This is a genomic window from Zavarzinella formosa DSM 19928 (genome assembly GCF_000255705.1).
GTDB lineage: Bacteria > Planctomycetota > Planctomycetia > Gemmatales > Gemmataceae > Zavarzinella > Zavarzinella formosa.
The window spans coordinates 192,082-217,129 of sequence record NZ_JH636450.1 but is presented as its reverse complement, the minus strand read 5'-3'; the positions used below and the strand labels follow the sequence as shown (position 1 = coordinate 217,129).

Sequence of the window (25,048 nt, the reverse complement as noted above, 5' to 3'; positions counted from 1 at the left end):
ATAATCAAAAATTGAAGCGGTTTTCTTCAATCAGGGAAGCCGGGCAGAGCGACCGGCTTCCCTGATTCATGACCAACTTAAAAGGGAAACAACAACGGAGCAGTGTTGACCGACAGGGTGACCGTTTCGATGGCCGTGCTGAACGCCGTCGAGGTGGTCGGGACGGAACTGCCGGGCACGGAGTGGTCGGACTGATCCCACGCCTTGAACTTGAACGTCGTCAGCCCCGCGATGCCGGGCAACGGCACGAACCGGATGCGGTCCGTGGATCGCAGAACCACGGCTTTTGCCGCCGACACACCAGTGAGGGGGGTCCAAGTCGTCCCGTTGTTGACACTGAATTGCCACGTGCCGTTTTTGCCATCCACGGCCGTGACGGCCATGCCGGAAAGGGCTCCGACATCGGGATCATGGACCAATGTTCCCAACACGGCCGAGACAAGCGTGCCGGTTTGCGAACTGCCGGCGTTTAACGGGATGGCCGGCAACCGCGTGTCCGGCGCGGTGTCCAACTGCGGACGGTTATTCACGTTCGCCGTGTTGACGTACACCGTGGCCGTTTCCGATGCCTTGCTCAAGGCGGTCCCCGTCGTCGCCCCGGACTTGCCTGCGGTTCCGGCCGTGCCGTCCCATCCGCGGTAACTGATCGTGTCCGTGCCTTGGAATCCGGGGACGGGCACGAAGCGGATTTTATCCGTGTCCCGCAGGTAGAGGACGTTGGTGGCGCTCAACCCGGCGATGGAGGACCAACCCGTCGGGCTGCCGGGGGGAACGGGCGCCTGCAACTGGAACTGCCAGTTCCCCTTCACAGACGAGCCGGCCTTGGTGATCGCGATGCCCCGAACCGGTCCCGGATCAATGTCCGTCAGGGCGGTTCCGAGCAGCAGGGACACCAGATCGCCGGCCGGGTTGGTCGCGCCGGACAAAACGGAGGTAAGCATGGGATTTGGCGTGATGTCCAAAACCGGGGGATCATTCACGGGTGTCACGGTGAGTGTGCCGGTTTCCTCGTCCGTGCTGAAGGCAGATGTTCCGTCGGTCGCCCCGAGGGGGACGAGATTGGCCCGTTGTCCGGCCGTGCCCCGCGTCTGATCCCATGCGTGATAACTCACCGAAACCGTGCCGTTGAAGTCCAGATTCGGCAGGTATCGAATCTGGTCCGTAGACTTCAGAAGGATGGCGTTGTCCGGGGAGACCACTCCGACCGGCTTCCATGTTTTGCCGTTGGAGGAATACTGCCACACGCCGGTGGTTCGACCCGTCAGCCCCGTGACGGCAATTCCCTGGAGCGGGCCGCTGTCGGTGACCGCCGCGCCGAGCATGGCGAAGACGGGGGTTCCCGCCGGATTCTTGTTGTCCTCGGCGGTTGCCGTCAGGACCACGTCCGGCGTGTTGTCGAGCAAGGGGGCGTCATTCGGGGCGGGCGCCGGGTTGGTCGTCACGTTGACCACCGCCGTGCCGACGGCGACGCTGAAGGCCGTGGTCGTGGTCGCCGTCGTGCTGACCTGTTGGGCGATGGTTCCCCCCCCGGATCGGTCCCATGCCTTGAAGGAGAGCGTGGACTGGCTGACGAACTTGCCGGCGGCCGAGGCGACCGGCAGGAACCGGACCCGGTCGGCCGGGCCGAGCAGGAGGGCTTTGGCGGCGCTCACGGCCGGCATGGGCGTCCATGTGGTGGCGCCATCCAGTTGATATTGCCAGGTGCCGCCGGTCTTGCCGACGGCCGTCACCGCCAGGCCGGGGGGCAGGCCCGGATCGGGATCGGTGACCGTGGCGGCGAGAATATCGGACACAAGATCCCCGGCCGGATCGGCATCGGTCGGCGTCACGGTCGGGTTCACCGGCGTGAGGATCGCCTTGGAGGCGGCATCGAGAACGGGTTTGTCGTTCACCGGGGCCACGCGGGCAAAGATGATGTCCGTGGCGCCGCTGAACGCCGTGCTGCCGCCGACACTCGCGGGAGAAGCAAGGTTGAAGGGCACGCCGGGTTTGCCTTCGGTCTGGTCCCACTCCCGGTATTTGAAATAGGCTTCCCCGGATTGATTGGTGTCGGCCACAAAGCGGATCTTGTCCGTGCTTCGCAGCGGGAGGGCGTGGGCGTCATCAACAACGCCGAACGCCTTCCACGCCCCGCCCGTCGAATATTCCCAATGGCCCGGCAGGGTTCCCCCAAAGCCGATGATGGCCGCGCCCTGCAAGGACTTGAAGTCGGTGTCCTTCACCGTCGCGCCGCGGATGTCGGAAATCTTGTTGCCAAGATTCGCCCCGTCCTCCGGGGTGATCGCGATCACCGTGGCCGCGCGAAGGGTGGCCGTTTCGCTGGCCACGCTGAACGCGGTCGCCCCCCCGGTGCCGGCCGTGAGGTCGGCGGTGTCCCCATCATCGCCCGATGTCTGGTCCCAGGCGTTGAAGGTGATGGTTGTCATGCCCGAGTATCCGCTGTTTGGCCTGAACCGCACCAAATCGGTCGGCAACAGCAACCGGGCCGACGACAGGCTGACCGTCGAGAGGTCTCCCCATGTGGCCCCGGCGTCAATCGAATAATCCCAATGGCCGTGGGATGAATCCACATTGGTGACGGCGGCGGCCCCGAAGATCGTTCCGGGATTCACGTCGCTGTATCCGGCCGTCGCAAAAGATCCGACCGGCGTGGGCTGGGGATTCGTCGTGCTCTTGGCGACGGGAATCAAGACGGGAGAACCGGAATTGTCGAGGACCGGGGCGTCGTTCTTCACCGTGTAGTCTGCGGTGTCGGTCTCGGCGCTGTAGGCCGATTCTCCGCCGTTGGCGGTGACATCGGCCGTGCCGCCGTTGACGCCACTCGTCTGGTCCCACGCCCGGAAGGTCAGGCCAGAAGAGAACGTGCCGCTGTATCCCCGGACCGGCTGGAAGTACAGCCGGGTGCCGGCGTCGGCCGCCAGCAAGCGGGCCGTCGTGTCGGAGGACGTCCCGAGGGGCGACCAGTTGACGCCGTTGTTGGTTGAATAGAACCACGTTCCGTTTGTCTCGTCCGAGGCGATGACGGCCATCCCGGTGAGCGGGCTGAAGTCGGCATCCGTCACGTTGTTCAAGCCGGAGCCGCCCGTCAGATCCACCAAGGCGGACACCAGCGTCCCGACCGCTCCCGCCGGGGCGGGGCTGTTCTGGCCGATGATGTCCAGCGCCACGGCCGCATCGGCCAGAGACGGGGCGACGTTGAAGACTTTGATGCTGGCGGTGTCGGTGGCCGTGCTAAACGGCGTCTTCCCGCCATTGGCGACAACGCTGGCCGTGCCGCCGTTCGTGCCGGTTGTCTGGTCCCAAGCCCGGAAGGTCACGGCGGCTGTGATCGTGCCGATGAAACCATTGGCGGGCTGGAAGTACAACCGGGTGCCGGCGTCGGCCGCCAGCAAGCGAGCCGACGTTCCGGAAGGCGTCCCAAGAGGAGACCAGTTGCCGCCGTTATTGGTCGAATAGAACCAGCTTCCGTTGGAGACATCGGAGGCGACCACGGCGATCCCGGTGACCGCGCCCGGATCGCCGTCGGACACATTGTCCAACCCCGACCCATCGTTCAGATCAACAAGCGATGACACCAGTGTCCCGACTGCTCCCGACGGGGCAGGGCTGTTCAGGGCGATGTTGTTCAGCGTCACATTCGCGTCCGTCAGGACCGGCGCTTCGTTGGCCTTGAGGACGGTGATGTCCGCCGTGTCGCTGGCCGTGCTGAAAGCGGTCTCGGCCCCGTTGACGGAGGCATCGGCCGTGCCGCCGTTGACGCCGCTCGTCTGGTCCCACGCCCGGAACGTCAGGACGGACGGGACCGCTCCGAAGAATCCCGCCACGGGTTGGAAGTACAACCGGGTGGCGGCGTCGGCCGCCAGCAAGCGGGCCGTCGTGTCGGAAAGCGACCCGAGGGGAGTCCAGTTGGCTCCGTTGTCAGTCGAATAGAACCATGTTCCCTTCGTCTCGTCCGAGGCGATGACAGCCATCCCGGTGAGCGGGCTGAAGTCGGCATCCGTCACGTTGTTCAAGCCGGCGCCGCCCGCCAGATCGACGAGCGCGGACACTAGCGTCCCGACCGGCCCCGCCGGTGTGGGGCTATCCTGAACGACGCCGTCCAAGACGACATTGGTGTCGGCCAGCGCCGGGGCGGCGTTGGTTACCCGGATGCTGGCGGTGTCCGTCGCGATACTGTAAGGGCTCGTCCCACCGGCGAGGGTGACGTCGGCCGTGCCGCCATTGGTTCCGGCGGTCTGGTCCCAGGCATGGAACGTCAGCCCGGTCGCCACCGTGCCCACAAACGCATTGACCGGCTGGAAGTACAACCGGGTGCCGGCGTCGGCCGCCAGCAACCGGGCCGTCGTGTCGGAGGGCGTCCCGAGAGGCGACCAGTTGGCGCCGTTGTTGGTCGAATAGAACCAACTTCCCTTCGTCACATCCGAGGCGGTCACGGCGATCCCCGTGACCGCGCCCGTGTCGGCGTCGGTCACGTTGTCCAAGCCGGAGCCGTCAACCAGATCAACGAGCGCGGACACCAATGTGCCGACCGCTCCCGACGGGGCCGGGCTGTTCTGGCCGATGTTGTTCAGCGTCACATTCGTGTCAGCCAGGACCGGCGGGTGGTTGGGTTCCAGGACGGTGATGGAGGCCGTGTTGGTGGCCGCGCTGTAGGCGGTCTCGCCTCCGTTGGTGGTGACGTTGGCCGTGGCTCCGGTTGCTCCAGACGTGCGGTCCCAGGCGCGGAAGGTCAGGCCATCGGGGACGGTTCCGAAGTAACCGGCGGCGGGCCGGAAGTACACCCGCGAGTTGGCATCGGCCGCCAGCAACCGGGCCACGGTGTCCGAGGGCGTGCCAAGGAGAACCCACGACGACCCGTTGTTGAGCGAGTAATACCAGACGCCGTTCGTCTCATCCGAGGCGATGACGGCAATCCCCGTGACCGCGCCGGGGTCGGGGTCGGTCACGTTGTCACGGCCGGAACCGTCAACCAGATCGACCATCGAGGAAACCAGCGTCCCGACCTGGCCCACGGGAACGAGGCTGTCCTGGGGGATGCTGTTCAACACGACATTCGTGCCGGCCAATATCGGGGCGACATTGCTCACTTTGATGCTGGCGGTGTCGCTCGTCGTGCTGTAGGGGGTTGATCCTCCGGCCGTTGTCACATTGGCGGTGGCGCCGTTGGTCCCGGCCGTCCGGTCCCAGGCAAGGAACGTCACACCGGCGGCGATGGTGCCCGCAAACCCGGCGACGGGGCGGAAGTACAGCCTTGTGCCGGAGTCGGCCGCCAGCAAACGGGCCGCCGTGAGGGAGGGCGTCCCGAGGGAGGCCCAGCTTGATCCGTTGTTGGTCGAATAGAACCAGCTTCCCTTCGTCACATCCGAGGCGACAATGGCGATCCCCGTGACCGCATTGGTGTCGGGATCGGTCACGTTGTCACGGCCAACGCCGTCGGCCAGATCGACCATCGAGGAAACCAGCGTCCCGACCGGCCCCGATGGCAGGGGGCTGTTTTGCGCGACATCATTCAGCGTCACCACGACATTGGACAGGACCGGCGCCACGTTCGACCAGGGGGGAATAAAACTGGACGTGATGTCATCAATGTGCCAGCCCGACGAGCCGACGATATCGTCCGTGCCCTCCCGCCAGCGAAGTTTGACGCTCTGTCCGACCCCGGAGGCGGGCAGGTTGACAATCGTCTGGGTGTATCCGCCCGAATCGCCCGACCACGCCGACCGCCCGGCCAGCGGGTTGCCGTAGTTGAGGTCGATCGTGTTGTTGTAACCCCCGGCGACGAAATTCCCCCCTGTGGCCGTGATGTCCGTGAAGGCCCCGCCGTTGATCGAGATTTCCAAGACGCCGCCGTCGTAGGTGTTCTCCATTTGGTAATAGTTCTGGAAGGAGATCTGCGCCCCGGCGGGATAGGTGAAGGAGGGCGAGATGAGGATGTTGTCGGCGATGTCGCCGTTGTCCGCCACAAACGCACTGTTCGGCGCGCTGTTGCTTGTCGATGCCGAAGTGGTCCAGTTTGAGAACCCGTTCCCGGAGGCCGACTGGGTCCATCCGACCGGAAGGTTCGGAGTGGTCACCGAGTCGAAGTTCTCGAACACACTGCCGATTTGGAAGGCGTAATCCTCGACCTCGCCGTCCGGCAGCAGGCCGAGGGGACTCGGCGAGGCGACCGTCGCGCTCGTGAGGCGGAAGCGGACATACAGGGTGCCCAAGGTCGGGCTGGCCGGCAGCGTGATGCTGACGAGGTTGTTGCCGGCGGTCATCGCCTTATTGATGGCGAACTGCTCGCCGGCGTCGAATATGCTGTTGCCGTTCAAGTCGGCCCAGGCATTCAGGAAGCTGGCCGCCGAGACATTGACCGTGAAGGAACCGGTCGTCCCCGCCCGGAGAACTCCCGCCGTGACGCCGTCGTCGTCGTCGATTCCGGAGAGGTCGTCCCCGGTGCCGTCGAGCGGAAGAGCGGCGTCGGGTTCGCCGTCTCGCTTCGTGCCGAGCGTCGGTCCCGTGGTCGTGTGCCGTGCGCCGTTGGCGGCCAGCGAGGTGCCGTAACTGTCCGGCAAATCGCCGAAGTCCGGTTGCGGCGGGACATCCAGGGAAACGTCGTCGATCCGCCAGCCGTTGCCTCCCGTGCTGGCGTTGGTGGTGAGTTGCCAGCGGAATTGCACCGGCTTGCCGATGGCGGACGCCGGCAAGTTCACGCTGGTCTGAACGTATCCCCCCGAATTGCCGCTCCATCCGGAGCCGGCCGTGTAGCCCGCCCCGCCCGTCGCAAAACTCCCGCCGGCCGTCACGATGTCGACGAACGGCGCGCCGTTGATCGAGATGTCCAGAGAGGCGAAATCCGCGCCTGCTTGAGTGTCGTAGGAATTTTGAAAAGAAAGCTTGTTATTGGAAGCCAGATAGGTCAGCACCGGGGAGACCAGACTGGTGTCGCTGGCGGTGGCGACATCCGGCACGAACGCATCGTTGGCGCCGCTGAACGGCGTGGCGGTCGAGGTCGTCCACGACGAGGAGCCGGAGGCGCTTTGCGAGGACCACTCAAAAGGCAGGGCCGGCGACGTGACCGAATCGAATTTCTCCTGGATGATCGCGGCGGTGGGCAGGTCAAACGCCTGGGACACGGTCGTTGAGTTTGAACTGGCCCCCGAACTGGCGCTGGCGCCAAGGCCGCGCCGGGCGAAGACGGTCCAGAGTTCGGCGAAGTTCTTGCCGCCAGTCAGAGCTTGGTCGGCCGCGATGATGGCGTTACGCGCCTGTGTGAAGGTCGGGTTGGCGGGCTGGATTTTCAGCGCGTCCATCACGAGTTGCAGGGCCAGCTTGTTGCCCGCCGCCGCCGGGGTTCCGAGGGCGGCGTTTTTGTCGTAGCCCGTGTACAGGTTGGAATCGTAGCCGTATTTGTTGATGAGGGCCCAATTCATGTCCCACAACGTCGAAGCCCAGATTTCGCCGGTGTCGTGGACCTCGCCGTCGCCGTTGTAATCGTTGAGCGTGTGCGGATCGACGGTCATGTTGAAACTGTACGGATACTGGCGAATGCCCCCGCCGGTGGGCGACTGTCCCTCCACATAGGTGCCGAGCGGCATCGCCTGATTCTGGGTGTCCGTCGGCCGTTGGGTCAGCATCAAGGCCCAGAAATCGCTCCAGCCCTCGCCCATGCCGCCGCTCTGGGTGGCGTCGAGTGCGTTTGAATTCGCCGGTCCGCCGGTCAGCCGGTTGGACACGCCGTGGCCGTATTCATGGAACATCACCCCGTTGTCGAGTCCGCTGTCCCGGCGGGGTGACGTGGCGGTGAACTCGTACATCTGCATCCGCGGCGACTGGCCATCTGGCGGGGTCGCGAAATTTGCGTTGTCAATGTTCGGGTCATTCGGGTCATACGGAAGGTCCGCCTTGTCCTGCCCGTCGGCCTGGACGGCGTCTCCCCCCGTGCCCCCCTTGCCGTAGTTGTTGACCTGGAAGTTCCCGGCCGACTCGGTGAAGCCGTAATGGTAATGAATGTCATGCAGAATGTTGTTCGCATAAAACATGTTCAAGACGGAGGCATTTTCATTGACCGTCGCGGAAGGCGCGAGAGACGGATTGAACGTGTAACTGCTGAAATCGAGGCTGGCCCCGCCGGAGGGGCGGCTTCCCGCATCGGGCGAATCATTTCCGTCCCGGTCCAAATGCGCGTCGACGTTGTTGCCTTCCGTGTCCGTGAACTCGGCCCCGGCGACGCCGTTGGTGTCGTGCCAGCCAAACGGCGACGCGGTCGGGTCTTGCGGATTGGTTATCAGGCTGAAGCCGCCATCCTGAACGCTTTCATTCGGTATCGCCAGCGCCTTATAAGTCGCGTGGTCCACCCAGTCGTTGTTGGCGACGAGTTTGCCGGTCGATGCGTTGGCGCTGGCATCGTACCAATGTTCTCCGTCCGTAGTGCGGATGACCAGTTTCCACGCCAGTTCAACCCCGTCGGGGGTCACCACGTATTGCAATTTGGCCGGAACGGGGTCTTCGGAGATTCCCGGCGCGCTCAACAGGCTGGCCTTCGTCAAGTCGTTGCTCAGGTTGAGCGCCTGCACGGCCTTGCCGGAAGAAGAGGAAAGCCCGAGCTGGCCCGCCACGTCCGTGAGGGCTTGGGCGGCCGTCAATTGCGGGGTCGCGGCCGTCAGGGACGGCGACGACAACCCTTTGACGAATGTGCTGTAAGCGGAGATCACCTCACCGGTCGCTGACACACTAATATTCAACAGGGCATTTGAAACCGGGAGGCCGTTGTGAGTCTGCTGCAGGTAAATGAGCGTCATGCCGGTTGGCTGGCTGACGTATTGGTCGGTCACCACATAATTCGAGAGGTCGCCGGTGGTCACGCCCAGTTCGTCCGCGTGGGCATTGAGATAATCGGTGGCGATTGTAAAAGCGTCGCCAGACTTGGGACCGGTCAGCAGACTGCCATTATTGGATAATTCATGCGAGGGAGGGGCGTAGGTCAACGCCGGATCAGTGTCCACTTTTTTGGTCGCGACCGTCTCCAGCGGCCCCACGAACGGATTGGCTCCGTTCATCACCTCACGGGATTCGAGCGTCTCAATTTTGAGTCGATATTTCGAAGACGCGGGACGCAGCCGATTTCGGGTGGAGAACTTCTCGGGAAAGCGCATGAATGTCTCAAGGAGGAGTCGCGAGAATGCGAGATTAAGAAATGGTAACTCGGATGGGTAGTTTCTGTCAAACGCAGATCGATTGATTTTCAAAATGGTTTGTTACAAAAGTTCCATCCTCGTTGAGGTTCGGCCCCGAGATTTCATGCCTTCCCTCAACTTTGCCGGGCATTTTGATTGGCCGACTTGGCGAATCTACTTACTTCCGACCGCGATAACGCCGAATCAGGTTGTTCGTCGAGCTATCGTGGGCCAAGGCGGGTTCGGCCTCCCCTTCCAGTTCGGGGGCGATCTTTTGGGCCAGCACCTTCCCGAGTTCCACGCCCCATTGATCGAACGAGTCGATGTTCCAGATCACCCCCTGCACGAACACGCTGTGTTCATAAAGGGCGACCAGTTTGCCCACGATGGCCGGGGTGAGCTTGTCCATCAGCAGCGTGTTTGACGGCCGGTTGCCCTCGAAGGTCTTGTGCGGGATCAACGGCGAGGCGACCCCCTCGGCCTTCACCTGTTCGGCCGTTTTGCCGAAGGCCAGCGCCTCGGCTTGGGCGAAGACATTCGCCATCAGCAAATCGTGATGGCGGCCAAGGGGATTGAGCGACTTGGCAAACGCCAAGAAATCGCAGGGGATCAGTTTTGTCCCTTGATGAATCAACTGGTAGAAGGAATGCTGGCCGTTGGTGCCCGGCTCCCCCCAATAGATCGGGGCGGTTTGATAACTGACCGATTGGCCGTCGAGCGTCACGCTCTTGCCGTTGCTCTCCATCGTCAGTTGCTGGAGATACGCCGGGAACCGCTTCAGGTATTGGTCGTAGGGCAGCACCGCCACCGTTGCGGCATCAAAGAAGTTCGTGTACCAGATGTTCAGCAGGGCCATCAGCACGGGAAGATTTTGTCCGAGCGGGGCCGTGCGGAAATGCTCGTCCATCTCGTGAAAACCGGCGAGCATCTCCCGGAAACCCTCCGGGCCGACGGCGAGCATCGTGGACAGGCCGATGGCCGAATCCATCGAATACCGGCCCCCCACCCAATCCCAGAAGCCGAACATGTTGGCCGTGTCGATGCCGAACTTGGTCACTTCGGCGGCGTTGGTCGAAACCGCCACGAAATGCCGGGCGATGGCCGCCTGATGTTTGAGGGTGTGCAAGGCCCACGTCCGGGCCGTGTGGGCGTTGGTCATCGTCTCTTGCGTGGTGAACGTCTTGGAGGAAACAATGACCAGTGTTTCCTCGGGGTCGAGATCGCGCGTTGCCTCGTGGAAGTCCGTGCCGTCCACGTTGGAGACAAACCGGAAGGTGAGTTCCCGTTTGCTGTAATGCTTCAGGGCCTCATACGCCATCACCGGGCCAAGGTCGGAGCCGCCGATGCCGATGTTCACCACATTGCGAATCGGCTTGCCGGTGTATCCTTTCCACTCCCCGGAGCGGACGCGATTGGCAAACTCGCTCATGCGGTCCAGCACATCGTGAACCTGCGGAACCACATCCACGCCATCGACGATGATCGACGAACCCTTCGGCGCCCGGAGGGCAACGTGAAGGACCGCCCGGTTCTCGGTGATGTTGATTTTGTCGCCGCGAAACATGGCGGCCGCGCGGTCCTTCAGGCCGCTTTCCTCGGCAAGCTGGATCAGCAATTTCACCGTCTCGTCGGTGATGCGGTTCTTGGAGTAATCCAGAAAAATGCCGGCGGCCTCGGCCGTCAGCCGTTCCCCTCGTTTGGGATCGGCGGCAAACAACTCCCGCAGATGGGTTCCATGAATTGTTTGATGGTGGGCGGCAAGGGCTTTCCACGCCGGGCGTTCGGTCAGGGGAATGGTGCTGGCGCTCATCGTCGAATCTCCTTCGGGAATCATCCGCGAATGGGGAAGTAGGTTGTTCGTCAATCACCCAGATGGTGGCCGTCGTTCCAGAGACGGACGACCGGTTCTTCGGTTCCGTGGTCGTATCCCAGCAAACTGAGCGTCGCCGTCCCCAATAGAAGAAAGCGGCCGAAGGATACATCCAACCCGCACCAACGGGCGGTCAAGGCCCGGAGGAAGTGCCCGCTGGAGAAAACCAGCACATCGTCCCCGACGGCCCGCAACCTGGCCACCACCCGGTCCGCACGGGCAGTCACATCCGCGACGCTTTCACCGTTCGGGCACCCGTTGACGAAGACATTCCAGCCTGGCTGAATCTGGCGAATCTGGTCGCCGATCAGTCCTTCGTAGTCGCCGTAGTTCCACTCCACAAGATCGGGATCGACCACCGCCACGTCGCCAAAGCCCGCGAGTTCGCAGGTTTTCTTGGCCCGTTGAAGGGGGCTGGTGAGGACGGCCTTGTAAGTTCCCTGTTGAAGTCGTTTGCCGAGCAACCGTGCGCCCGCTTCGCCGCGTTCCGTCAGGGGGATGTCCGTCAGTCCGGTATGTCGGCCGGATAACGCCCAAGCCGTCTCGCCGTGGCGGGCCAGTTGGATCACCGGGAAAGTTGAACGCATCATCGCTCCGAAACAATTGGGACTCGGATGCCGCCACTCAGCCGACCGGCCCCCGGACGATGACGCCGGCGCTGCTGCCGATCAGCACGGTTGGATTCATCCCCAAGAACAAGCCGGTGCCGACGACGCCGGGGATGGCCCGAATGGCCGCTTCCAATTGCTCGGGCTGGCTGATCGTCGGGGTGTCACAATCCAAGATATGATTGCCGTTGTCCGTCAGCATGAGTTGCCCTTCGCGCATTCGCGGCCGCGGATTCAACCCGAGCGAAGTCAGTTGGCGGGCGCATGCCCCTTTCCCAAACGGGATCACCTCGACCGGCAACACCCCGCGAGAACCCAACACCGGCACCAACTTTTCCTCGCCCACCAAGATGACCACCCGGCGGGAGGCGGCCGCCACGATCTTCTCCCGGAGCAACGCCCCGCCGTAACCCTTGATGAGATTGCCGGCCGGGTCGGCTTCGTCGGCGCCGTCCACATCCACGTCGATGGAATCGACTTCATCGAGACTCGTCAACGGGATACCCAACTCACAAGCCAGGCGTTCGGATTCAAGCGAGGTCGGCACGCCGCGAATCGGGAAACCCGCCCGCACTTTCTCGCCCAACACATGCAGGAAAACCGTCGCCGCGCGGCCGGTGCCCAATCCCACCACGGCGCCTTCGGAGATGAAGTCGAGAGCCTTCGCGGCGAGGGCGTTTAGTTCATTGGTGTTCGCGGCCATCAATAACTCGGTGATATGTCGGGGCTTCAAATCCAATCTATCGGAAATGGAAGACGCCACCGCCCGCAAGCGAACACTTCCCCAAAATCATCATGACAACGAGGGATTGAACTTACAAAAATCAAACCGCCCCGTTGGTCGTCCGGCCCGGCCGAAAAAATTCCTCTTGAATTCTTCATGTTTAATTTGCATGCGAGTTTCGGGAAGGGTATTATGCGAGTAGGTGGGGATGAGTGACCCGCCAAGTTATCAACACTCGAGGGAGAACAGCGGTATCAACGTTTTTGAGTCGATTGATTTTGCCATTGCCGAGTGCCATGACCGATCACGATCAGAGCCACGTGTGACTGCTGGATTCAAGAGCTGCGACCAAATGATCTGAACACTGACATCGCCAGTTTGCCAAAGACGGATAACTGTCATCGCAAACCGGCCATCGTGATGTGAGATGTTCTCGAAATGCAGCCCGTCTTGCCAAAAAGGTTCTGTTGCTGCTTCTGACCGCGAAATCGGCAAACCAACGCATCGGACTGGTCAACAAGACACCCCAAACCGAGAAAAACCCCGGCTAACAACCGGGGATTTTTTTTGCGATTCAACGGGGAACACATGACCGCCAATCTATTTTCCCATTTGCCCGCCAATCTGGCGAATGAAGTGATTCAAACACTTGTCTCCAACAACAATATTTCCATCGAACGAATCATCTCGCTTGGCCACACTTCGCCCGATGGTTTCTGGTACGACCAACCCAGGCATGAATGGGTGATGGTTCTCCAAGGCGAGGCCAAGGTGCGCTTCGAGGGAGACGAGCATCCTGTCCTCATGCGGCCCGGAGACGCCGTCAACATCCCCGCCCATCGCCGGCATCGGGTGGAATGGACAACGCCGGACGAACCCACGATCTGGCTGGCTGTTCATTACGGGGATTAAGGACAACTCTTCTCTGCTTTTCTCTTCGAGTGATTTGCTTGAGATGCCCTCCCATCCGGGGTATAGTCGGTTTCCCAACGTGATCCCGAAGGAGCAGCCATGCGACAGAAGTTTTTGGGAGGCGGTTTCATCATGCTGATGACCGCCGCCCTGGCCGTCGGCGCCGAGCCGAAACAGATTGTGATCGACTTGTGGCCGGGCGTGGCCCCCGGCGAGAAGGGGAACATTCCGGAGGAGAAATTCGAGGCCCCGAAGGCGAACGAAGTCCAGCCGGTCAAACGGCTTGGCAATGTCTCGAAGCCGACGATTACTATCACCAAACCGCCGTCGTCCATCGACACCGGGGCGGCCGTCGTGATCGCCCCCGGCGGCGGCTACACCATCCTCGCGTGGGAACACGAGGGGACGATGGTGGCCGACTGGCTGAACAAGATCGGCGTGACAGCCGTGGTGTTGAAGTACCGGGTGCCGCGTCGGCCGGACGCCCCCAAGGACTCCCCGCCGGTCTGGGCCTTGCAAGACGCCCAGCGGGCGATGGGCATTGTCCGCAGCCGGGCCAAAGAGTTTGGTGTTGATCCGGCCCGGATCGGGATGCTCGGCTTTTCCGCCGGCGGCCACCTGACGGCCTGGACCAGTACCAACACGGACAAGCGGGCTTACGAACCCGTGGACGACGCGGACAAAGCCAGTTGCCGGCCGGACTTCGCCGTGCTGATCTATCCGGGCGGCCTGCTCGACAAGGACAAGAAACTGAAGGCCGAGATCAATGTGAGCAAGGACACGCCCCCCTGCTTCTTCGCGGTGGCCTACAACGACGACGGCCCGCTGATGAGTTCGGTGGAGATGGTGAAGGCCCTGCGGGAATTCAAAGTGAACGCCGAAATGCACGTTTACAGCACCGGCGGGCACGGCTTCGGCATGAAGGCCAGCGACAAGCCCTACGCCACATGGCCAAAACGATGCGAGGAATGGATGCAAACGCAAGGATATTTGAAGAAGTAACCCGGCCTGTCATTCCTCCGTTGTCAGTTCCCCGGCCAGTTGTCTGGCGGCCGGGAGTTTGGATTTGAGCGTCACCCGGTGGATGCCCAAATGCTTCGCGGCCGAGGACATGTTCCCCTGGCAGTGATCCAACACCGCTCCGATGATGGCTTGCTCGTAAGCGTTCATCAGCGGCGTCAGCACATTTTGATCGTTCGAGGCAATCCGTTGAAGCACCTCCTCGCGAAGCGCCACCGGATCGAACGGCGTCGGCGCGACCCGCGCCTCCTTGGGCCGGGGATCGGAAACCAAACTTTCAAACTGAGCGGGGATGATCGTCGGCCCCGTAGCCTGCAACACGGCTTGTTGCACCACGTTGGCCAGTTCCCGAATGTTGCCGGGCCAGTGATACTTCCGAAGAATCTCAAGGGCACCCGGCATCATCGAGCGGACGGACCTTTTCAAATCGTGGGCCGACTTCCGCAAAAAATGCTCGGCCAGCATGGGGATGTCGTCCCGCCGGTCGCGGAGCGCCGGCAACCGGATCACGACGCCGCTCAGCCGGTAAAACAGATCCTCCCGAAACCGCCCGGTCCCGGCCTCCTCACGGAGATCATGGTTCGTCGCGGCCAGAATCCGGGCGGTCGTGCGGACCGTCTGGGAGCCGCCGAGCCGGTAAAATTCCTGGTCTTGAATGACTCGCAGCAACTTGGCCTGCACGGCCAAGGACATGTCGCCGATCTCGTCGAGGAACAATGTGCCGTTCCCGGCGAGTTCAAACTTGCCCGTTCGCTGACGGTCGGCCCCCGTGAACGCCCCCTTCTCGTGACCGAACAATTCGCTTTCCAGCAATGACTCCGGGATGGCGGCGCAGTTCACCGCGATGAAGGGGCCGTCCCGTTGCGGGCTATGGGAATGGATGGCGCGAGCCACCAGTTCCTTGCCAGTCCCCGATTCGCCCAGAACCAAGACCGTCAATGACTGGGACGCGACCCGGCCAATCAGTTTGAACACCTCGTACATCTCATCGGTGTTTCCCAAGAGCGGTTGCGTGTCATGGGGATCGATGACCGGCACGGACACACTTGGCTCTTCGGGCCGAAGCGACTTGAGCGTCTCCCGCACCATGCGCGCCGTTCGCTTCGCCCCGAACGGTTTGACGAGGTAATCACTCGCCCCGAGGCTCATCGCCCGGATGGCCAGTTCCGTGCTGCTGTCCGCAGTCATGACGACCACCGGAACCATCGGATTGAGCGCCTTGATCCGCTTGAGGACCGCGATCCCGTCCAGCTCCGGCAGGACGACGTCGCAAAACACCATGTCGGGTCGTCGCGCGTCGTAGAGGGCCACTCCCTCGGGTCCGGCGCCCGCCTCCAGAAAGGTGTGCCCGTCTTCATGCAACAACGCCTTTAACAGTCCCCGAATCCCCGGTTCGTCGTCAATGATCAGAATTGTGGCCATGTGTTTGCCTCGCCATCTGAGAAAGAGACGTCGAACTCTACGACAAACTCATATGTGCAGTGTCGATTCTTTCGACATGAGAAACAACATGAAAAAGCATGAATTCATTCTGTTGTCAACAAATGCGACCACACAAGAGTTTTGGGTCGTTCCCCCTCGGTCATTATTCACTGGCGATGGAAGATCTCAAGCTAAACAATAATGCGGGATTTGGCCCGCTGCTTGCTTTGAATGACGCATCCCTCGACATTCAATGACGCAATAACTCCCCGGTTCGCCTGTTTATGTTTGATGAGGAAGTGGCGACGATGTGGATCAGATCACAGTGGAAAGCCGGGCTCATAACGGTCGGCTGGCTGGGCGTGGTGGCCGGGGGATTTTGCTTCTGGGAAAAATATGACCGGACCCCCGGTGTGAGGCAATTTGAGCCGGGCGAGGAGGAAGAAGCATCACCGAACCGCCGCCTTCGGATCGTTTTCTTCGCCCATCCTCATTGCCCTTGCTTGCGGACAACTCTCGGCATGCTGGCCGAGGTGATGAAGAAGGCCCCGGCGGATGTGGAAATGGTGGTGGAATATGTCCGCCCGACGGGGGTTCCCGAAGGCTGGGAAAAAACCGATTCCTGGAAACAGGCCTCCGCCCTGCCGGGGGTGACCGTCCATTGCGACGCCGGGGGGGTTCAGGCCCGGCGGCTGGGGGCGACAACCTCGGGACATCTCATGGCGTTTGACGCGACGGGGAAAACGATTTTCTCCGGGGGGATTTCCACGATGAGAGGACGAACCGGGCGGTCGGCCGGTCAGCAGGCCCTGGAGGACTTGCTGGCCGGACGGACACCGCAAACAAAGGAGACGCCGGTGTTTGGGTGTCCGCTGTTTTCATCAGAAGATCGTCTCCGCGAGAACCAGGAGGGCGTGGCATGTCCCCGACAGTAAAGACAACAACGATGGCTCAGTCGAAGCGTGTTCAGGAACTCGCCTCGCAGGCCCGCCACTCCGTGGCCTGCCGGACCGACCGGCTGTTCGTCGGCTTGCTGGCTTTCCAATGGGTGATGGCGATTGCCCTGGCGGTCTGGGTGTCGCCGCTGGCGTGGGCGGGAACCGAAAGCCGGATGCACCCCCATGTCTGGTCGGCGATCTGGCTGGGGCTGGCGATCATCAGCCTGCCCGTTTTTCTGGGAGTGTTCCGGCCGGGGCGGGCATTCACCCGGCACATTATCGCCATCGGGCAGATGCTGAGTTCCACCCTGCTGATTCACCTTAGCGGCGGACGGATCGAAACGCATTTCCATGTGTTCGGATCGCTGGCGTTTCTGGCGATTTACCGCGACTGGCGGGTGCTCCTCACCGCGACGGTGGTGACGGCGGTCGATCACGTGGCCCGCGGATTCATCTGGCCGGAGTCCATTTACGGCGTGGCCGCCGGGGCCGACTGGCGCTGGCTCGAACACGCCGGGTGGGTGGTGTTCATCGACGTGTTTCTCATTTATTCCTGCTGGCTGGGGGACCGGGACATCGTGGCCACCGCCACCCGTCAGGCGCTGATCGAGTCGGCGCATGAGCAGGTCGAGGAAGTGGTCCAGGAACGCACGGCCGAACTTCGGGAAAGCGAGGAGCGTTTCCGGGGAGCGTTCCGGCACGCGGCCATCGGCAAGGCCCTGATCTCGCCCGATGGCGGCTTTTTGCGGGTGAATCCGGCGCTTTGCGGGATTGTCGGCTATTCCGAGGAGGAATTGCTCGCCCGTGATTTTCAAGGGATCACCCACCCGGATGATCTGCAAGCCGACCTCGATCAGCTTCGCCGGCTGGCCGGCGGCGAGATCGAGACTTACCAGATGGAGAAGAGGTACGTCCACAAGGCCGGGCATTTCGTTTCCATCCTGCTCAGCGTGTCCGTCGTCCGGAATCCCGCCGGAATCCCGCTCCACTACGTCGCGCAAGTGCAGGACATCACCAAGCGCAAACAGGCCGAGGAACTGGTCGTGGCGGCCAGCCATCGCCTGGCGGAACAACAAATGATTCTGCGCAACGTCATCGACCACATCCCCTGCGTCGTGATGTGGAAGGACCGGGAGGGGCGGTTCCAAGGGTGCAATCAGATGATCGCCGACGAACTGGGCTTTGCGTCGGTCGATGACATCGTCGGCAAGACCAACGCGGAATTGATGCCCGATCCCGAAAAGGCAAAACACCTCGAACGCGCGGAAGACGAGGTGATGGAAAGCGGCGTCGCCCGGCTCAACTTCGAGGAGAGCATCATCAAGCCCGACGGGACCCAGACCCAGATTTTGGGCAGCCAGGTTCCCCTGCACAATCCCCAAGGCGAGGTCATCGGGGTGTTGATTGTCACGATTGACATCACCGAGCGAAAGCGAATCGAGGCCGAACTCCGCCGGGCGCACGAGACGGCCGAGGCGGCCAGCCGGACCAAGAGCGAGTTCCTGGCGAACATGAGCCATGAGATCCGCACGCCGATGAACGGCATCATCGGGCTGACGGACCTGGTTCTCGAAACGGAACTCACCGGCGAACAGCGGGAATCCCTGAAAATGGTCGGCTCGTCGGCCGACGCCTTGCTGACCATCATCAACGACATCCTCGATTTCTCCAAGATCGAGGCGGGAAAGCTCGACATCGACCCGACGCCGTTCCCCCTGCGCGACACCGTCGGCGACACGCTGAAGACGCTCGCCCTGAAGGCCCACGCGAAGGGGCTGGAACTCGCCTGCGACATCGCGAGCGACGTCCCGGACTGGGTCGTCGGGGATTCCGGCCGGTTGCGACAGGTGCTCACCAATCTGATCGGAAACGCGGTCAAGTTCACCGCGTCCGGCGAGGTGGTGGTGCGGGTGGAGCATGCGGCATCCGAAGGGGGCGGAGAGCGGCTCCGGTTTGGCGTCCGGGACACCGGCATCGGGATCCCCAAGGAAAAACAGGCGACGATTTTTGACGCCTTCACGCAAGCCGACGGGTCCACCACGCGAGAGTACGGCGGCACCGGGCTTGGCCTGACCATCTCGTCCCGTTTGGTGGAATTGATGGGCGGCCGCATCTGGGTGGAAAGCGAACCCGGCAAGGGGAGCGAGTTTTGCTTTGAAGCCTCTTTTGAACGCCATGAAAGTTCGCAGGAGCGCCTGATCCCCCGCCCGCCGGTCTCGTTGCGGGGAGCGTCCGTCCTCGTCGTGGATGACAATGCGACCAACCGGAAGGTGCTGGGGGAAACCCTGCGTCTTTGGGAGGCCGTGCCCACCTGCGTCGATTCCGGCAAGGCGGCCCTCGCCGAGCTTCGCCGGGCCATTGACGCCGGGAAGCCTTACAAGCTGGTGCTCCTCGACGCGATGATGCCGGAGATGGACGGGTTCATGGTGGCCGAGGCGATCGCCAAAGAACCGGCCCTGGCCGAGGCGCCCATCATGATGCTCACGTCGGCCGACCGCCAGGGGGACGCCGCCCGGTGCCGGTCGCTCGGGCTGGTGGCGCATCTCGTCAAGCCGATCAAATCAACCGAATTGTTGCGGGTAATCACGGCGGCGCTGGGCAACATTCCGGCCGACTCCGATGCGACGCCGGTGACGAAAAAGACGGTGACGCCCGGCCAGCCCGTCGAACCGGCCGGCCACCGCGTCCTGCGGATTTTGCTGGCTGAGGACAACCCGGTGAATCAACGGGTCGCGGTCCGGATGCTGGAGAAAATGGGGCACACGATCATCGTGGCCAACCACGGCGGGGAAGCGCTCGCCGCCATGAGCGGAGATCGCTTTGACATCGTGTTGATGGACGTGCAAATGCCCGAAATGGACGGTTTCGAGGCCACCCGGCAGATCCGGGAGAACGAAGCCGTGACCGGACGACGGACGCCGGTCGTGGCGATGACCGCCCATGCCATGAAGGGGGATCGCGAGCGATGTCTGGCGGCCGGAATGGACGACTACCTCTCCAAGCCGGTTCGCAAAGAGGAACTTGCGAAAATCCTGGGCGACGTGGCGGCCGCGGAAACCCCGTCGGTCGAGCCTCCAGATCAGGCGGAGGCGTCGGAGACGCCGGAGGAGGTGTTCGACTATCCGGCCGTCCTCGCCCAGTTCGACGGAGACACCGATCTGTTTGCCGAGATTGTCACGCTCTTCCTCACGGACGGGGCCGGCCTCGTGGAAGACATCCGCAAGGGTCTTTCGTCCGGGAATGCCGGCGAAGTCCGACGGGCCGCCCACAGTTTGAAGGGAACAACCGGCTACCTGGGCGGCGGGTCGGCCGAAGAAACGGCCAAACGACTTGAATTGATCGCGGCCAATGGTGATTTGACGGCCGCCCCCGCCGTATTCGGGGAACTTGAGCATCAGGTTCGCCGCCTGTCAAAGGCGTTGGCAGTCCATCTTCCTTCCTCAAGCATCCCGGCGACCGGGACACTGGCAGGCGCCATATGATTGAGACCAAATTTCCCTCCCGGATGCCCGCCGAAAAGACCGGGACGCGAGAGGCTCCGACCGTCCGGCCGTCCAGGGAGAATCTGATGAGTTCCAACACCATTCTGATCGCCGACGACGACCGGATGTGCGGTCGCATTCTTCAATCGTGGCTCGTCAAATGGGGCTACGAGGTGGTGGCGGTGAACAACGGGACGGCCGCCTTCGAGATGCTCGGCCAGCCGGACCCGCCCCGCGTGGCCATCCTCGACTGGGAAATGCCGGGAATGGACGGCCCCGAAATCTGCCGGCAAATCCGGGCGAAACCCGACCAGCCGCAACCCTACATTCTCCTGCTCACCGCCCGCGAGGGGAAGGAGCACATCACGGAGGGAATCCGGTCCGGCGCCAATGATTATCTGTGCAAACCCGTGGACGCCAACGAACTCCGCGTCCGCCTGAGCGTCGGCCTGAGCCTGCTGGAAAAAACGGATCTGGAGGCGGCCTCCCGCCAGTTGGAAAAGCAGGTGGAAGAGGGATACGTCGAACTGGCGACGGCTCACGCCAACAATGAGCGGCTGCTCGATTCGATGCCCTGTCTGCTGGTCGGCCTCGACGAACACGGCCGCGTCAGCAAGTGGAACCGGATCGCCGAGGAACTCTTCGGCATGACCGAGGAACAGGTGATGGGCCGGCCGTTTGACTCGCTCGGAATCGACTGGGGCGAGACTCCCCTTCACCCCCAGATCTCGACATGCACCCAGACCCGCCGGCCGGCCCGTCTCGCGAATGTGTCCTTCGCAGCGCCAAACGAGCGGCGGGGGGTGCTCGATTTCACGCTGGCCCCGGTCCAGCGGGCCGGCAAAGATTCGTCGCTGGGAGTGTTGATCCTCGGGGAGGATCGCACCGCCCAGCGATCGCTCGAAGTCCAGCTCGCCCACGCCCACAAGCTGGAAGCGATCGGACAGTTAGCGGCCGGGATTGCCCACGAGATCAACACGCCGATCCAGTATATTGGCGACAACACTTATTTTTTGAGGGATGCCTTTCAAACCCTGATGGCGGAGCAGGATTGTGTTCGCGAACTGCTCAAACTGGCCGCCGAAACCGCCCCCGGCCCGGCGGCGGCGATCCGGGCCAGGATGGAAGATCTCGGCCTTGATTATCTGAGCGAGGAAATTCCCAAGGCGATCCAGCAAACGATGCACGGAACCGAACAGGTGTCCCGCATCGTCCGGGCGATGAAGGAATTCGCCCATCCGGGTTCCGAGGAAACGACGCCGTTTGACATGAACGCCGCCGTGGAGACCACGCTCACGGTCGCCCGCAACGAATGGAGGTATGTCGCGGAGGCGAAGACAGACCTGCAAGCCGATCTGCCGCACGTTCACGGTTATCCGGGCGAGATTAACCAAGCCCTGCTGAACCTGATCGTGAACGCGGCCCACGCGATCGCTGACAACCCCAAACCCGACGGAACCAAGGGGCGCATCACCATCCGGACACGGCTGGCGGAGGGGTTTGTGGAAGTCTCGATCAAGGACGACGGGTGCGGCATCCCGGAGAAAATCCGCCACCGCATCTTTGACCCGTTCTTCACGACGAAACCGCTTGGCAAGGGCACCGGGCAGGGGCTATCCATCGTTCATGCGTCGATCGTGAACCGCCATCGCGGAAGCATCCGGGTCGATTCGGAGATCGGTCAGGGGACAACATTCACGCTGGCGCTGCCGGTCGAGCAATCGGCGGTTGAAGGAGGCATCCGGTGAAACGCGTTCTGTTCGTCGACGACGAGCCTCTCGTGCTCGGTGCAATCCAGCGATTGCTCTGGCCCATACGACGCGAACTGACGCCGAAATTCGCCGGTTCCGGCGAGGAAGCCCTCAAGCTGCTTTCGAGCGAACCTTTTGATGTGATTGTTTCCGACATGAGAATGCCGGGAATGGACGGGGCCGAACTGTTGTCGGCAGTGCGAAGCCGCTGGCCGGAAATTATTCGCATCACGCTGACAGGCGAGGCGGGGGCGGGAATTTTGACCAGGGTGCTGCCCGTCGCCCATCGTTTTCTTTCCAAGCCATGCGACCCGGAATTGCTCCGCAGCACCATCACGCGGGCGTGCGAGTTGAGGCAGCTTTTGGAAAGCGGCGAACTCCGAAACTTGGCGGCCGGGCTGCGGGGCCTGCCGAGCCTGCCGAAACTGTACCGTGAAATCGTGGCGGAACTGGAAAGCCCCGATCCCTCCATGCAAAATGTCGCGGGGATTGTCAGCCAGGACATGGGCATGACGGTCAAGCTCATCCAGGTGGCCAACTCGCCGGTTTTCGGCCGCCGCTTCCCGGCCGCGAACATCGGCCAAGCCGTGATCGCCCTTGGCATGGAGATGACTCGAAATCTCGTGCTGGCGGGGGGGCTTTTCTCCGGCTTTCCGCCGGAGGCCGAGGAAACCTTTCAACTGGGCCGCCTCTGGGAGCATTGCCGGCTGACGGCGGAGCTTGCCCGCATCGTCGCCGAATCGTGGAACGCGGACGCCCGGATCAAGCAGGACGCGGCCACCGCCGGCTTCCTTCACGAAGTCGGCCAGTTGGTGTTCGCCGCCTCGATCCCGGATCGCTATGCCCGCGTGTTTCGGGCGACCAGGCGTTCGTCGGCCATGTTGCTGATCGAGGAGACCAAGGAATTCGGCACGACCCATGCCGCGATCGGGGCCTACCTCCTCGGACTCTGGGGAATCCCGGAAACGGTGATCGAGGCGGTGGCGTGGCACCACACGCCGAACCGGCCCAATGCCGCCGAGCCAACCGCCATCGCGGCCGTGCGAATCGCCGACGAATTGATTGACTCTTTTGACGAAGAACGTGCCCCGAATCTTTCCGAATTTTCCACGCTCGCCAGCGCCGGCCAACAGGCCGAATGGCTGGGCATGATTCCGACTCTCAAGGGAAAGTAACCCCCATGTTGCCTCGCGTGTTGTTTATTGACGACGATGCCCGCGCCCTCGAAGGCTATGCCCGCGTGGCCCGTTTCTGCGCCAGCGTGGAAACCGCCCCCGGCGGCGCGGAGGGGCTGGCCGCCCTCGTCGAACGCGGACCGTTTGCCGTCGTTGTCTCGGACATGCGAATGCCCGCGATGAACGGGGCCGAAGTGCTGGCGCGGGCCAAGGTGATCTCGCCGGACACCACCCGGATGATCCTGACCGGTTATGCGGACATGGAATCGGCCGCGGACGCCGTCAACCGCGGCAATATCTTTCGGATGCTGTCCAAACCCTGCACCCCGGATGCGTTGCAGGCCGCCCTGCGGCACGGCGTCGAGCATCACCAGTTGGTCGTCTCCGAGCGGGAACTGCGGGAAAACACGCTGCGGGGAAGCGTGAAGGTGCTGGCGGACATTCTCGAAATGCTCCATCCCGAAATGTTCGGCCGGATCGGGCGGGTGCGCGACTTGGTGGTCGCCCTCGGGCAGCGAATGGGCGTCGCCGACCAATGGCAACTGTCCATCGCCGCCAGCCTGAGTTTGCTGGGAACAGTCACCATCCCGGACGGCATCCTTTCCAAGGGCTTCGGCGGCGACCGGCTTCCCCCCAAGGATCAGGACTTATTCGACACGCACCCCCGCGTCGCCTACGAGTTGCTCACCGGCATCCCGCGCATGCAAGAGGTGGCGGACGCCATCCTGTATCAGTCCCAGCGGTATGACGGCAACGGCCTGCCTTTTTGGGGCAAGCGAGGCCCGGCCATCCCAATCGGCGGCCAACTCCTCAAGGTGGCGCTTGATTTCGAATCCCTGATGGCGCGCGCCCACGAGAAGACCCACGCGATTTCCGAGATGAAGAGCCGGGTTGGCTGGTACTCGCCGGAAATTCTTGACGCCCTCGCCCAACTCGTGATCGGAGAAACGCCCCCCCGGCGGTTGTTTGTCTCCCTGCATCAGATCCGCCCCGGCATGATCCTGGCCGACGCGATTCAAAAACTCGACGGAACCTTGCTGCTGAACCGCGGGCACACCATCAGCGAGCCGATGATGTTCCGGCTGCGGGCCATCGCCCAAACCGACGGCATCCGCGAACCCATCGAGGTGATTATCCCGGATGGAGTTGATTCCGTCGCGAAATGAACCGGTGACTCGCCCTGAATCGAATCTCCCGCCACTCAATCTGACTGGAGCCATCATTTCCTTCGATTGTCAATCACTCGGATGCTTTCTTCCAAGACTTGGGCGGGTAGAATTTCGGTCTCCGCTTCATGGCGATCATAACGATGCCCGCTTTCTGGTTGTCGAGGGAGTGATTCCGAGGGCGACAGATGACGGAAATGGAATGGCTGGCGGCGACAAACCAGATTCCGATGATGACATTCCTTGACGGCAAGGGGAGCGACCGAAAGTTGCGGTTGTTCTTCTGCTGGCTCGCTCGCCAACTACCTGAGTTGATGGCTAATGACATATCAAGACATGGGGTAGAAGCGGCTGAACAGTATGCTGATGGCCTCCTCTGTGACCGAGAGCGCGAGACTGAAAGACTTGTGCTACAAGATAGAGTGAAACTGCTGGTAGAAGAAGAATGTTTTGACATGGCGGCAATTGTGCGTGAGGCGAAACTCCGTCTCAGCCAGCGTCCAAAGTGGTTTTTTCACTATCCCGGTTGGGGGCAGGCACCACATAGCCCGCATGTAATCCGAGACATCTTCGGCAACCCATTCCGCCCCATCATCATTAAACCTTCTTGGCTCACACCGGATGTTCTCGGTCTCGCCGAGGGAATTTACGACGAAAAAGCCTTCGCCCGACTGCCCATCTTGGCCGACGCCTTGGAAGATGCTGGATGTGACAACGAGGACATCCTGAGCCACTGTCGGGATGGCGGGCCGCATGTTCGCGGTTGTTGGGTCGTGGACTTGGTGCTGGGGAAAAGTTAGGGTGTGGCAAATCTTTCTGGCG

Annotated in this window: 13 protein-coding genes; 8 read left to right on the top strand and 5 right to left on the bottom strand. The window is 62.3% G+C overall.

Annotation, left to right across the window (positions count from 1 at the left end):
- Window positions 1–77: 77 nt before the first annotated feature.
- The 4 genes from BGIM_RS55415 to rpiA all read right to left on the bottom strand — a co-directional run bounded on the left by BGIM_RS55415 (window position 78) and on the right by rpiA (window position 12,339).
- On the bottom strand, window positions 78–9,041 hold the full coding sequence (locus tag BGIM_RS55415; protein ID WP_238537822.1) for a M36 family metallopeptidase: 8,964 nt from the start codon (window positions 9,039–9,041) through the stop codon (window positions 78–80).
- 295 nt (window positions 9,042–9,336) lie between these two features.
- Complete coding sequence (pgi, locus tag BGIM_RS0142320; RefSeq protein ID WP_020475646.1) at window positions 9,337–10,968, bottom strand: glucose-6-phosphate isomerase; 1,632 nt, start codon at window positions 10,966–10,968, stop codon at window positions 9,337–9,339.
- A gap of 50 nt (window positions 10,969–11,018) precedes the next feature.
- A complete protein-coding gene (locus tag BGIM_RS0142315) occupies window positions 11,019–11,615 on the bottom strand; it encodes a histidine phosphatase family protein (RefSeq protein WP_029631801.1) in 597 nt (198 codons plus the stop codon).
- Between the two features lie 37 nt (window positions 11,616–11,652).
- Entirely contained in the window at window positions 11,653–12,339 is a 687-nt protein-coding gene (rpiA, locus tag BGIM_RS0142310) for a ribose-5-phosphate isomerase RpiA (RefSeq protein ID WP_020475644.1), read from the bottom strand.
- Window positions 12,340–12,948: 609 nt separating this feature from the next.
- Here rpiA and BGIM_RS0142300 point away from each other — a divergent pair.
- Both BGIM_RS0142300 and BGIM_RS0142295 read left to right on the top strand, forming a co-directional pair.
- Window positions 12,949–13,272 (top strand): cupin domain-containing protein, encoded by a 324-nt coding sequence (locus BGIM_RS0142300; RefSeq protein ID WP_029631797.1) that lies wholly within the window; start codon window positions 12,949–12,951, stop codon window positions 13,270–13,272.
- Between the two features lie 99 nt (window positions 13,273–13,371).
- Window positions 13,372–14,274, top strand: a complete 903-nt coding sequence (locus tag BGIM_RS0142295; protein ID WP_020475642.1) for an alpha/beta hydrolase — start codon at window positions 13,372–13,374, stop codon at window positions 14,272–14,274.
- 9 nt (window positions 14,275–14,283) lie between these two features.
- On the opposite strand, the gene BGIM_RS0142290 is transcribed toward BGIM_RS0142295, so the two are convergent.
- Window positions 14,284–15,714, bottom strand: a complete 1,431-nt coding sequence (locus BGIM_RS0142290; RefSeq protein WP_020475641.1) for a sigma-54-dependent transcriptional regulator — start codon at window positions 15,712–15,714, stop codon at window positions 14,284–14,286.
- Window positions 15,715–16,022: 308 nt separating this feature from the next.
- Here BGIM_RS0142290 and BGIM_RS59295 point away from each other — a divergent pair, with 308 nt between their 5' ends.
- From BGIM_RS59295 to BGIM_RS67580, 6 genes are all read left to right on the top strand, one after another.
- Window positions 16,023–16,649, top strand: a complete 627-nt coding sequence (locus BGIM_RS59295; RefSeq protein ID WP_063607967.1) for a thioredoxin domain-containing protein — start codon at window positions 16,023–16,025, stop codon at window positions 16,647–16,649.
- A complete protein-coding gene (locus BGIM_RS59290) occupies window positions 16,634–20,134 on the top strand; it encodes a response regulator (protein WP_020475639.1) in 3,501 nt (1,166 codons plus the stop codon). Before BGIM_RS59295 ends, BGIM_RS59290 begins: the two co-directional genes overlap by 16 nt.
- Window positions 20,135–20,220: 86 nt before the next feature.
- Entirely contained in the window at window positions 20,221–21,882 is a 1,662-nt protein-coding gene (locus BGIM_RS55400) for an ATP-binding response regulator (RefSeq protein WP_162136344.1), read from the top strand.
- Window positions 21,879–23,060 (top strand): response regulator, encoded by a 1,182-nt coding sequence (locus BGIM_RS55395; protein ID WP_020475637.1) that lies wholly within the window; start codon window positions 21,879–21,881, stop codon window positions 23,058–23,060. Before BGIM_RS55400 ends, BGIM_RS55395 begins: the two co-directional genes overlap by 4 nt.
- A 5-nt stretch (window positions 23,061–23,065) precedes the next feature.
- Entirely contained in the window at window positions 23,066–24,226 is a 1,161-nt protein-coding gene (locus BGIM_RS0142265) for an HD domain-containing phosphohydrolase (RefSeq protein WP_020475636.1), read from the top strand.
- 188 nt (window positions 24,227–24,414) lie between these two features.
- Window positions 24,415–25,026: a hypothetical protein gene (locus tag BGIM_RS67580; protein ID WP_020475635.1), complete on the top strand. Its 612-nt coding sequence runs from the start codon at window positions 24,415–24,417 to the stop codon at window positions 25,024–25,026.
- Window positions 25,027–25,048: the final 22 nt, after the last annotated feature.

Bases quoted from the DNA above. Each gene is read 5' to 3' on its own strand.
- BGIM_RS0142300 (WP_029631797.1), top strand. From the start codon at position 12,949: ATGACCGCCAATCTATTTTCCCATTTGCCCGCCAATCTGGCGAATGAA.
- rpiA (WP_020475644.1), bottom strand. From the start codon at position 12,339: ATGGCCGCGAACACCAATGAACTAAACGCCCTCGCCGCGAAGGCTCTC.
- BGIM_RS55415 (WP_238537822.1), bottom strand. From the start codon at position 9,041: ATGAACGGAGCCAATCCGTTCGTGGGGCCGCTGGAGACGGTCGCGACC.
- BGIM_RS0142295 (WP_020475642.1), top strand. From the start codon at position 13,372: ATGCGACAGAAGTTTTTGGGAGGCGGTTTCATCATGCTGATGACCGCC.
- BGIM_RS0142315 (WP_029631801.1), bottom strand. From the start codon at position 11,615: ATGCGTTCAACTTTCCCGGTGATCCAACTGGCCCGCCACGGCGAGACG.
- BGIM_RS59290 (WP_020475639.1), top strand. From the start codon at position 16,634: ATGTCCCCGACAGTAAAGACAACAACGATGGCTCAGTCGAAGCGTGTT.
- BGIM_RS0142265 (WP_020475636.1), top strand. From the start codon at position 23,066: ATGTTGCCTCGCGTGTTGTTTATTGACGACGATGCCCGCGCCCTCGAA.
- BGIM_RS55400 (WP_162136344.1), top strand. From the start codon at position 20,221: ATGAGTTCCAACACCATTCTGATCGCCGACGACGACCGGATGTGCGGT.
- BGIM_RS67580 (WP_020475635.1), top strand. From the start codon at position 24,415: ATGACGGAAATGGAATGGCTGGCGGCGACAAACCAGATTCCGATGATG.
- pgi (WP_020475646.1), bottom strand. From the start codon at position 10,968: ATGAGCGCCAGCACCATTCCCCTGACCGAACGCCCGGCGTGGAAAGCC.
- BGIM_RS0142290 (WP_020475641.1), bottom strand. From the start codon at position 15,714: ATGGCCACAATTCTGATCATTGACGACGAACCGGGGATTCGGGGACTG.
- BGIM_RS59295 (WP_063607967.1), top strand. From the start codon at position 16,023: ATGTGGATCAGATCACAGTGGAAAGCCGGGCTCATAACGGTCGGCTGG.